Origin of the sequence: Mycobacterium sp. (assembly GCF_050701675.1) — a bacterium.
GTDB lineage: Bacteria > Actinomycetota > Actinomycetes > Mycobacteriales > Mycobacteriaceae > Mycobacterium.
The window spans coordinates 1-9,622 of sequence record NZ_JBOGDD010000373.1; the positions used below are offsets into that span (position 1 = coordinate 1).

General features: G+C 64.8%; 11 protein-coding genes, 1 tRNA gene and 1 pseudogene. 7 read left to right on the forward strand and 6 right to left on the reverse strand.

Annotated elements, in window-relative coordinates; genetic code table 11:
* Positions 1-182: pseudogene (locus ACRDUX_RS11115) on the reverse strand (hypothetical protein); the annotation flags it as partial.
* A gap of 195 nt (positions 183-377) precedes the next feature.
* On the opposite strand from ACRDUX_RS11115, the gene ACRDUX_RS11120 reads away from it, so the two are divergent.
* From ACRDUX_RS11120 to ACRDUX_RS11150, 7 genes are all read left to right on the forward strand, one after another.
* Positions 378-698 carry an ArsR/SmtB family transcription factor gene (locus ACRDUX_RS11120; RefSeq protein ID WP_526413819.1) on the forward strand — a complete coding sequence of 107 codons (321 nt, stop codon included), beginning with the start codon at positions 378-380 and terminating at the stop codon, positions 696-698.
* The gene (locus tag ACRDUX_RS11125; protein WP_526413821.1) at positions 695-1,183 is read left to right on the forward strand and encodes an SRPBCC family protein; all 489 of its coding nucleotides are present in this window, start codon (positions 695-697) and stop codon (positions 1,181-1,183) included. Before ACRDUX_RS11120 ends, ACRDUX_RS11125 begins: the two co-directional genes overlap by 4 nt.
* The gene (locus tag ACRDUX_RS11130; RefSeq protein ID WP_526413823.1) at positions 1,180-1,812 is read left to right on the forward strand and encodes a maleylpyruvate isomerase family mycothiol-dependent enzyme; all 633 of its coding nucleotides are present in this window, start codon (positions 1,180-1,182) and stop codon (positions 1,810-1,812) included. Before ACRDUX_RS11125 ends, ACRDUX_RS11130 begins: the two co-directional genes overlap by 4 nt.
* Positions 1,813-2,133: 321 nt before the next feature.
* Positions 2,134-2,310, forward strand: a complete 177-nt coding sequence (locus ACRDUX_RS11135) for a hypothetical protein (protein WP_526413825.1) — start codon at positions 2,134-2,136, stop codon at positions 2,308-2,310.
* Between the two features lie 60 nt (positions 2,311-2,370).
* Positions 2,371-2,670 carry a type VII secretion target gene (locus ACRDUX_RS11140; protein WP_526413827.1) on the forward strand — a complete coding sequence of 100 codons (300 nt, stop codon included), beginning with the start codon at positions 2,371-2,373 and terminating at the stop codon, positions 2,668-2,670.
* Positions 2,671-2,725: 55 nt separating this feature from the next.
* The gene (locus ACRDUX_RS11145; RefSeq protein ID WP_526413829.1) at positions 2,726-4,531 is read left to right on the forward strand and encodes an alpha/beta hydrolase; all 1,806 of its coding nucleotides are present in this window, start codon (positions 2,726-2,728) and stop codon (positions 4,529-4,531) included.
* Positions 4,532-4,591: 60 nt separating this feature from the next.
* Complete coding sequence (locus ACRDUX_RS11150; RefSeq protein ID WP_526413831.1) at positions 4,592-5,092, forward strand: lipoprotein LppJ family protein; 501 nt, start codon at positions 4,592-4,594, stop codon at positions 5,090-5,092.
* An 851-nt stretch (positions 5,093-5,943) separates the two neighbouring features.
* On the opposite strand, the gene ACRDUX_RS11155 is transcribed toward ACRDUX_RS11150, so the two are convergent.
* The 5 genes from ACRDUX_RS11155 to ACRDUX_RS11175 form a co-directional block, all read right to left on the reverse strand.
* Positions 5,944-6,019, reverse strand: a tRNA-Ala gene (locus ACRDUX_RS11155).
* 51 nt (positions 6,020-6,070) lie between these two features.
* A complete protein-coding gene (gene sepX, locus ACRDUX_RS11160; protein WP_526413833.1) occupies positions 6,071-7,189 on the reverse strand; it encodes a divisome protein SepX/GlpR in 1,119 nt (372 codons plus the stop codon).
* A 135-nt stretch (positions 7,190-7,324) separates the two neighbouring features.
* A complete protein-coding gene (locus tag ACRDUX_RS11165; RefSeq protein ID WP_526413839.1) occupies positions 7,325-7,954 on the reverse strand; it encodes a GNAT family N-acetyltransferase in 630 nt (209 codons plus the stop codon).
* 38 nt (positions 7,955-7,992) lie between these two features.
* Positions 7,993-9,261 carry a molybdotransferase-like divisome protein Glp gene (gene glp, locus ACRDUX_RS11170; RefSeq protein ID WP_526413835.1) on the reverse strand — a complete coding sequence of 423 codons (1,269 nt, stop codon included), beginning with the start codon at positions 9,259-9,261 and terminating at the stop codon, positions 7,993-7,995.
* A gap of 38 nt (positions 9,262-9,299) precedes the next feature.
* Positions 9,300-9,622 (reverse strand): sugar phosphate nucleotidyltransferase (locus tag ACRDUX_RS11175; protein ID WP_526413837.1); only part of this gene is annotated, 323 nt, incomplete at its 5' end.

Genomic DNA, 9,622 nt, shown 5'->3' on the forward strand with positions numbered 1-9,622 from the left:
CAATACGAGGGGTAGACCGGCCCAGCGGTCGGAGCGTCTGGACCTCCACCGCGGACCGTCCCCTGGGCACACACTGTGGCCGCCCCGGCGTTGGTGCAATCCGCCGACGCCGGCGATGCGACGGTCACGCCGACGGGCATTAGCGCCGCGGCGAGCCCCAATATCAGGTAACGCTGTCTCATCCACACAGCTGGTCCCCTCCTCGAAGATGGCCCCGCCGCAGTCGACCCCCGACCACACGCCGGCACCCATATGTGCGCAGCGTAAGTCGCCACACCCGCACACACGGCAGATTCGCAGTTTCATGATCGGAAGGAGCGAAACCCTTCCGTAATCGTTGGATGCATCGTTGTTCGGTAAGCGTAGACTTACCGTCCGTGGTCACAGACGAAGCCACCGACCCATGGGGTGCACTCGCAGACGGGACCAGGCGAGCGATCTTCAAACGTCTTGCCGGTGGGCCGATGGCCGTTGGCGAACTGGCGAAGGGTTTACCGGTCAGCAGACCAGCCGTGTCGCAGCATCTCAAAGTGCTCAAGTGCGCCGGGCTGGTGGCAGATCGCGCAGTTGGCACGCGGCGCGTCTATCAGGTTGACCCGAAGGGCGTTGAGGCGCTGCGGTCGGAGCTAGACATGTTCTGGGGCAAGGCTTTGGACGCATTCAAACTGATTGCCGATGCGGAAGGGGAAGGCACATGACGTCACCAGCGGTTGAGCCGATACGGAAGAGCGTCGTCGTCAACACTGGCGTAGAACGTGCATTCGCGTTGTTCACCAACAGATTCGACGCCATCAAGCCACGCGAACACAATCTGCTCGCGGTCCCGATTGCGGAGACAGTCTTCGAGCCGAGGGTGGGTGGACACATCTATGACCTCGGTACGGACGGCAGTCGGTGTGCATGGTCACGTGTCCTTGCCTTCGAGCCGCCGCACCGCATCATCTTCTCTTGGGACATCGGCCCGACGTGGCAATTGGAGACCGACCCCAGCAAGACCAGCGAGGTCGAGGTGCGCTTCATCGCCGAATCCGACGACCGCACTCGGGTCGAGTTGGAGCACCGCCACCTCGAGCGCCACGGCGATGGTTGGCGTTCTGTCGCCGATGGCGTCGATGGTGATGCGGGTTGGCCGCTATACCTTCACCGCTACCACGAATTGGCGGCAGCGGAGGTGGGGTCATGACCCGCGCGGAGAAGTCGCTGATGGACATGGCCCATGACGAGCGGTCCGACCTAGCCGCGTTCCTGGCCACGTTGTCACCGCAGGAGTGGCACGCACACAGCTTGTGTGAGAGGTGGACGGTCAAGGACGTCGTCGCGCACATCATCAGTTACGAAGAACTAACTCCGCTGGGGTTGATGAAGCGCTTCGCCAAGGGCCGCGTCGTGCATGCCAACGATGTTGGCGTTCAAGAGTTTTCGCCGATGTCACCCGACGAGTTGATGGACTTCCTCTGCAAACATCTGCGGCCACGCGGCCTCACTGCCGGCTTCGGCGGCATGATCGGACTCGTCGATGGAACCATCCATCATCAGGACATTCGTCGGGCTCTGGGCCACCCGCGCACCATCCCCGTTGAACGACTACAACGGATTCTGCCGCTGGTGCCTGGAAACCCACGCCTGGGAGCGGGGCGACGCATCAAGGGACTTCATCTGGTCGCGACCGACATCGACTGGCAGCACGGCGACGGCCCAGAAGTCAGCGGTACCGGAGAAGCACTCTTGATTGCCATGGCGGGAAGGCCGGTGGTCGTTGACGAATTGACCGGACCTGGACGGGCCACCCTGGCCGCACGGCTTCGGAACTGACAAGCCCCCTCAGTGCTTGTCTGGGGCAACGATGCCTCGATCCAGTCGAGAGTCGGTGCGAGCCGCACGTCGTCCGTTACCGGTGGGTCCATCTGCAGGGGTCCATTTGGTTGATGGAGATCCCATCTGATGTGCACGAAGAGTCCACGCCGTTGCTGCCGTCATGGCCGTCCTCGTCGTCGCCTGTTCCCCCGCCGAGTCGAAAGACCTGCCAGCTGACTCACCATCGCTGGCGGCCATCACAAACAACTGGACCGTGGAGCTGCACCACCAGAGTCCCGAGTCTGAGAGGCAATAGCCCTCCGACGCACGGCCAGGACGATGCCACCTGCACGACACCAGGGCCAGCTTCTACTCCTCGGTGCGACTCCGGAACCCGACGCTACGAGAGGTGAGCTGTTCGACGACGGCGAGGACATGCTGCGTGTCGTGTCCGAGTCGGTCGAGCTTGCACTCGAGAGAGTTCCCGATCCCGATCCGGTGACCCTCCACTATTGACCTGGTGGCCAGGCAAATGGGCGAGCGCCCACTGTTGCTGGTGGACTTAGGATCGTGAGCATGGGAGGAACGTTGCGGGTCGACCCGGCAAAATTGCGCACCGCAGCTCAAGCACAGGCAGACGTAGGCACATTCGTATCCAGCATGGCTACCGGGCAGCTGATGACGAGTGCCACCGGCAGCGGTTCTGGCCTGCATAGCGAAGCGGCATGCCAGTTCGCTGGGACCATGTTCGACACCGCAGCCAGCACGGTTCATGAAGAGCTGACGGCCCACTCGACGAATCTGTCGTCGGCCGCCGACCAGTATCTCCGAGCAGACGACGAATACGCCCGCCGCCTGCGCAAGTTCACCCAATGAGCGCTACGTCCACGGCGGGACTGGCTAAGCCCGCAAAGGGGCAGGCGTCGTTGTGGTGACGATTCCCCAGGTGGAGGCGTCTCGGCCCGAACGGTTCACCCAGTCGGCGGCTGAACTCGGCCAGAAGGCATCCGGCCTAGCGTCACAGATCGACAGGCAGCGCGCCACGCTGGACGGTTTGCGCAGCCATTGGGAGGGCACCGCCTCCGACGCGGCGATCGCCAAGGCTCAACCCACCCTGCTGCGGATGCAACAGATCCACGACGCCCTGACCAAGGTGCAGACCGTGCTGCAAGAGGGTGGCAGCACGCTCAGCCAAACCAAGACCACCGTGCTGCAGACGGTCAGTCAGTTGAAGGGTCAGGGCTGGCAGGTGGGGGCGGACGGAACGGTATCGGTGCGTCCTGGCAGTCCGCTTGATCAGTACGCGAAGGTCAGTCCCCTCAACGCCATGAAGCTGCAGCAGTTGGCGGCCACGAACTCGGTGAACGTCAAGGCGCTGTTGGCGAGTTTCGACACCACCGATCGGGCGCTCAGCCAAAACCTCCGCGCCGCAGTCGGGGGCCTCGACGGCACGCCCGCACAGTTCGGGATCGGCGACTTACCGGAGGCACCGCCATATGACACTGGCGCGGAGATCCCCGTCGGGAAGACCCCGGAGGAAGTCAACAAGTGGTGGCAGTCGTTGCCTCCGGACAAGCGGGCGCAGCTGCTGAAAGATTGGCCCGACAAGTTGGGCAACCTCAACGGTGTACCCGTCGCCGACCGCAGCACCGCGAACAAGACCATCCTGCAACAAGATCTCGATCGCCCCGCCCAGGTCGCCGCAGCCCGCGGAGTAACGGTCGATGAGGTCCTGGCCCACCCCGACAAGTACGGCATGGCCGGGCCGATGATGACCCGCTACAACAATGCCCTCAAAGTTCAAGAGGCATTGAACAACGACGCCAGGGATGCCACGGACGCCAACGGTGAGACACCCGACATCTTGCTGATGAAGTACGAGCCCGAGGCGTTCGGCGGTGATGGTGCCGCCGCGATCGCGATCGGGAACCCCGACAAGGCTGCGAACACCACCGTGATGGTGTCCGGTCTAACGACGTCGGTGGCAGCCGGGACGTTGTCTGACGGGAGCGGCGTCAATGTCTACAACGAGGCGAACCGGGCGGATTGGAACAACTCGACGGCCGTCGTCCAGTGGATGGGCTATGACGCCCCGGACGATCAAGCAGTCGCCGAACCGAACATGGCGCGTAACGGTGCACAGATACTGGCCCCCGACGTCAACGCCCTCGCCGTCACTCACGAAGGAAGCCCCGCCCATACGACGGTGATCGGTCATTCCTACGGGTCGACGACGGTCGCCGATGCGGCGGCAGGCTACGGGATGCACGCAGACGACGTCGTCCTCGTCGGGTGCCCGGGAACGGATCTGGCCACTTCGGCCGCCGATTTTCACCTGCCGCCCGACGGTCACCTATTTGTCGGCTCGGCGTCAACTGACATCGTCACGAACCTCGGAAGCGAACACCTCAATGTGCCTGGCGTGGGGCTCGGCACCGACCCCTCCATGGATGGGTTTGGTTCCACCCGATTCCACGCCGAGGTGGCGACCTTCAGCCCCAATCCGATTCACGAGCACACCTCGTACTTCACGCCCGGATCGGAGTCATTGTTCAGCATCGCCGACATCGTCTCTGGGCACGGGGACGCGCTCGAGCATGACGGCATGACCGCTGATCACCGCGTGGCGCCTGGGTTGCCTTTCCACGTGCCGGGATTGCCTCAGCTGCCGGTGATCGATCCCGAGTTGTTGCACACCTCCAACAACGACCACCATCACACTGGATCGGGTGGTTAGCCATGAGGACCGAACGAACAGGGGCATCGACCATTGAGACCCGTACGCGTACGAATTGCCGTGGCACTGGTGGCGCTACTCGCCTTGGTGGGGTGCACTGACACCGTGCTGAATCCGATTTCTCCGCAGGAAGCACGCCGTCAGGTCATCGACGTGTCCCGTCAGGTGGCTTCTGATCTCGGCGGCGACGTGGCAGACGCGAAGTTCGGCTACCAATCCTGCAACGACCAAGGCGAAGCGCCATTCCGGGGCCACAGCCGGCTGATGCTGTGGATGCCAGGGGCAGATCGATCTCGCGAGGTCACCTCTGATTCCGTGCTGGATCGGTTGCGGCAACACGGTTGGCAGACCGACTCCGACTTCCATTCACATGCCACCACATTCAAGCGCAACGGCGTGGATGTGAGTGTGTGGGTGATACCGCCGCCCAAGCCTGACAAACCGCCCCGTGCTCACGTGATCATCGATGTCTACGGTGAGTGTCGCGACACGTTCGACCATCGAACCGACGGGACGAACTCGCTGTCTGCGGATATCAAGGGAGAACTCACGTCCGTTTAGAAGCGGGCTTCCCGGCTCGGCGCATTCCTCACCGCGGTCGATACACGGTTCGCGTGCAAGATTCATTCGTTCATGACGACAGGGAACGATGCCCTCAACCAAGCCTTCACAGCCGCCACGTCGCCATACCCCTTGCCTCGTAATGCATCGACGATGTCGCGTCCGCACACCAGCGCAATGGGGTGGCCGTCCTGCCGAACCTCGTCGTAGACTTGAGAATTGAAGTGGGACAGAGTCACGAAGACGTCAAAGTTCCTGTGCCGCAGCGGGAGACGAGTCTGCTGACATCGCGGACTCCTACCACCGTCGCGACTGGGCCGAGTGACGTCAACTGCAGGCACGGTGACGTTGCCCGGTCGGCCTGCTAATCAAAGTCGTCAAGGAGTTTGGTTCGACGGGGGTGGACGTCAGGCCTTCTGGCTGATGACCGGTATCCGTTGGGCATTATTGCTACGCAGATTGCCGGGGAAGCATGGAGACGTCGCGATCAGTGATGGAGCCTGGGTTGGGTCTGGGCGCGACTCGATCTGAAGCACGTATCCATCTGGCGCGTAGCCGAAGCGGTTGGGCTTGCTGAAGCCGTCACGTTCGATGACTTGCCATCCCCACGTCTTCCAGACCTCACCTGTCTGGTTGATGGTAGTCGCGACCAGAGCACGTACGCCTGTGCGATGTCTCATGGCGTGAATGTCGACGGAGTGACGTTGGTTTGTCCAGCAAGGATGCGGCCGATGTTAGCGAGCGCGGGATTGCCTGGGCTCCAGTAGCTGCTGTGAGCCAACAAGCTCTCTGATGTTACGCGAACCGTTAGGTCGATCCCGACCTCGCCATACGCCCTGACCTGCAAAAACTGGTGGAGCTAAGGGGAATCGAACCCCTGACCTTCTCGATGCGAACGAGACGCGCTACCAACTGCGCTATAGCCCCTTGTACCGGTAGCACAGGCTACCAGTGCTGCTGTCCCGCTAGAAATCCGAACTACTGACCAGCGGCTCGGGGCAGGTCGTACTCGCGCGCGGACGGTGCGTAGTCGAGGTGTTCGAAGATCGGATCCTCGTCGTCGATCTCCAGTACCACCGACCCCGGGCGCCGTAACCGCGCCGGGACGACCTCGAATTCGGGGTCCTCGGTGTTCTCGACGCCGAGGTGCGACCGCCTCATTCGCTGGGCGCGCCTGCGGCGGACCCGCTCCTCGATGCGCGTCTGACGCCGCAGGTAGCCCAGGTAGAGCACCGTCACCGCGCCCACCGAACCGCAGGCCCACCAGAACGTCGGCGATACCAGGTATCCCACGACGGCCGAGGCCACCAGCAGCACCGACATCACCATCAGCGTCCGCTTGCGGAAGGTGAACTTGCGCGCCGCGACCGCAGCGGCGGTCTTCGATTCGAAGTGCTGGCGCCGCGCCTGCGACTTCGACCCGGCGACCTCGGGTTCGGCATCGGACAACTCTTCTACGCCCGACGTGTCGTCGACGTACTCGTAGTCGTAGTCGGTGTCGTCCTCGGAGGCGGCGGCGAACTCCTCGGTCGTCCCCTCGGCATCCTCGAACTCGGCCTCTGGCTCCTCGTACTCGGCCTCGGCTTCTTCGATCTCCTCGATTTCCTCGACCTCGTCCGACTCGTCGACCTCCTGCAGGTCATCGACCGTGAACGTGGCGGTGTTGTCGTCGAATTCGAGTGGCAGCTCCGGATCCTGGTCGAACGAAAGCTGTGCGGAGACGCCGATCGGCAGGGCTCCGGAGTCCTCCTCGACGATGTCCACGTCGAGGTAGTCGGGTTCGGTCTGTGCCGCCGCGGCCGCCATCACCACCACGGTCTTCCGTGGCGCCGTGACGGGTTCGTCGTCATCCTCGTCGTCGTCGGCGTCGAGGTCGTCGTGCGTCGGACGCCAGTTCGGGTCGCTGTGGTGACCGGCCGCGGGCTTGCGCCGCCGCAGCAGTCGCGCGCCGCTTCGGGTGTTCAGCACGCGCGTTGCCAGCGCCACGTCGCTGGTGCGGCGAACGGTGTCCCGCTTGCTGATCAGCATCGGGACGAGCACGAACAGCCAGAGCACGACGAGCGAGATCCAGAGAAGAGATTGGGGGATGCTTGGCATGTCTGCCGGCTCCTTTCCCCGTGAGGTTAGGGTCCGTGACCAGCGCATCCGGGGACGACGCGCCGGGGCTAATTACACACCTGTAACTCGCCGCAGACAAGCACATTTGCCCCACATGTCACAACTGCAACAAGATTAGGCCCAGCTGGCATGGCCCGCGCGCACCAGCGCGGACGTAGCCGACCCGTTCAATTCCTCGATGGTGATCGCCACCAGCAAATGGTCGCGCCAGGCGCCGTCCACCTCCAGATAGCGCTTGAGCAGGCCCTCCTCGCGAAAGTGGGCCTTGGCCAACACCGCCCGACTCGGCGCATTCTCGGGCCGCACCGTCGCCTCGATCCGGTGCAACCCGATCGGCCCGAAACCGTGGTCGAGGCCCAGCGCCAGCGCCGCCGTCGCCACCCCGCCGCCGTTGCGCTCCTTGGCGACCCAGTACCCGATCCACGCCGACCGCAATGCGCCGTGCGTCACGTTGCCGATGGTGAGCTGGCCGCAGAATTCGCCGTCGAGCTCGATCGCGTACGGCAGCATGCGACCCCTGCGGGCTTCCGCGCGAAGTCCCGAACAGATCGATGGCCACGACGAGATCGCGTGGCGCACTTCCCAACTCGCCTCGGCTACGGGCTCCCACGGCTCGAGGTGCGCTTGGTCGGCCAACCGGATGCGGCTCCACGCCGCGCCGTCGCGCAGCCGCACCGGCCGCAGACGCACCAGCCCGGCGGCCACCCGCAACGGGCCGACCGACTTCGGCCAGCCCGGATGCATGGATGTCGAACGCCACAGGTCCACGTCGATCTACTTCGTCAGCCGCGTTGGGCCAGGAAGGCCACGTCGACGATCTCGCCGGTGCGGATCTCCTCCGCCTCACTGGGGATCACGACGAGGCAGTTCGCCTCGGCCAGCGTCGCCAGCAGGTGCGACGACGCACCCGGCGCCCCTCCGAGCGCCTGCACCAGATATTCACCGGTGTCCTGGTCGCGCATCAGCTGACCGCGAAGGTAGCCCTTGCGCCCTGCCACCGACGTAATCGGTGACAGCGTGCGCGCCTGCACGACACGGCGCAGCGGCTGCCTCTTGCCCAGCGACATGCGAATCAGCGGCCGCACCATGACCTCGAAGACCACCAGCGCGCTGACGGGGTTGGCGGGCAGGAGGAACACGGGCACGCCCTCGCGGCCCAGCTGTCCGAAGCCCTGCACCGATCCGGGGTGCATCGCGATCCGCGACACCTCCATGTCGCCGAGCTCGGACAGCACCGCCCGCACGCTCTCGGCGGCCGTGCCTCCGACGGCTCCGGCGATCACCAGCACCTCGGCGCGGTTGATCTGTCCCTCGACGACGTCGCGCAGCGTCTTCGACTCCGTGTCGACGATGCCGACGCGGTTGACCTCGGCCCCGGCGTCGCGGCCCGCCGCAGCCAGCGCATAGGAGTTGACGTCGTACACCTGCCCGTTGCCGGGCGTCCGCGACACGTCGACCAGTTCGCCGCCGACGCTCATCACCGACAGCCGCGGTCTCGGATGTATCAGCACCCGCTCACGTCCGACCGCCGCGAGGAGCCCCACCTGCGCTGCACCGATGATGGTCCCCGAGCGCACGGCGACGTCACCCGGCTGGACGTCATCGCCCGTCCGACGCACGTAGGCGCCGGACCGCACGCCGCGAAGCACCCGCACCCGCGAGTCGCCGCCGTCGGTCCAGCGCAGCGGAAGCACCGCATCGGCCAGCGTCGGCATGGGCGCACCCGTCTGCACGCGCGCCGCTTGGCGAGGCTGCAGTCTGCTCGGCGTCTTGGCGCCCGCCTCGATCACACCCATCACGGGCAGGCTGACCTCGGATTCACCGGCGGACTCGGCCTCGTCGCCCGCGCCACCGGCGTCGACGCCGAGCACGTCGACGCTGCGCACCGCGTAACCGTCGATGGCCGCCTGGTCGAATCCGGGCAGCGGCCGTTCGGTGACCACTTCCTCGGCGCACATGAGTCCCTGCGCTTCGGCAATGGCCACCCTCACGGGCCTCGGGGCCACCGCGGCGGCAGCCACCCTGGCCTGCTGCTCCTCCACCGAACGCACTTATGCGCCTCTCTTCAGTCGCGGCGCTTCCACGCTAGTCAGTTGGCGCTCAGGCCCAATCGCTCGACCAGCCAGCGCCGTAGCTCCGGTCCGTAGTCGTCACGCTCCAACGCAAAGTCAACCGCAGCCTTGAGGTACCCGCCGGGATTTCCCAGGTCGTGTCGCCGTCCGCGATGGACGACGACGTGAACCGGATGGCCTTCTTCGATGAGCAGGGCTATCGCATCGGTCAGTTGAATCTCGCCGCCGACGCCCTTCTTTACCCGGCGCAGCGCGTCGAAGATCGCGCGGTCCAGCACGTAGCGCCCGGCGGCGGCATACAGCGACGGGGCGTCCTCGGCGTTCGGCTTCTCCACCATGC

Coding starts and splice junctions, on each gene's coding strand:
- ACRDUX_RS11125 (WP_526413821.1), top strand. CDS start 695: ATGACGTCACCAGCGGTTGAGCCGATACGGAAGAGCGTCGTCGTCAAC.
- ACRDUX_RS11130 (WP_526413823.1), top strand. CDS start 1,180: ATGACCCGCGCGGAGAAGTCGCTGATGGACATGGCCCATGACGAGCGG.
- ACRDUX_RS11135 (WP_526413825.1), top strand. CDS start 2,134: ATGCCACCTGCACGACACCAGGGCCAGCTTCTACTCCTCGGTGCGACT.
- ACRDUX_RS11140 (WP_526413827.1), top strand. CDS start 2,371: ATGGGAGGAACGTTGCGGGTCGACCCGGCAAAATTGCGCACCGCAGCT.
- sepX (WP_526413833.1), bottom strand. CDS start 7,189: ATGCCAAGCATCCCCCAATCTCTTCTCTGGATCTCGCTCGTCGTGCTC.
- ACRDUX_RS11165 (WP_526413839.1), bottom strand. CDS start 7,954: ATGCATCCGGGCTGGCCGAAGTCGGTCGGCCCGTTGCGGGTGGCCGCC.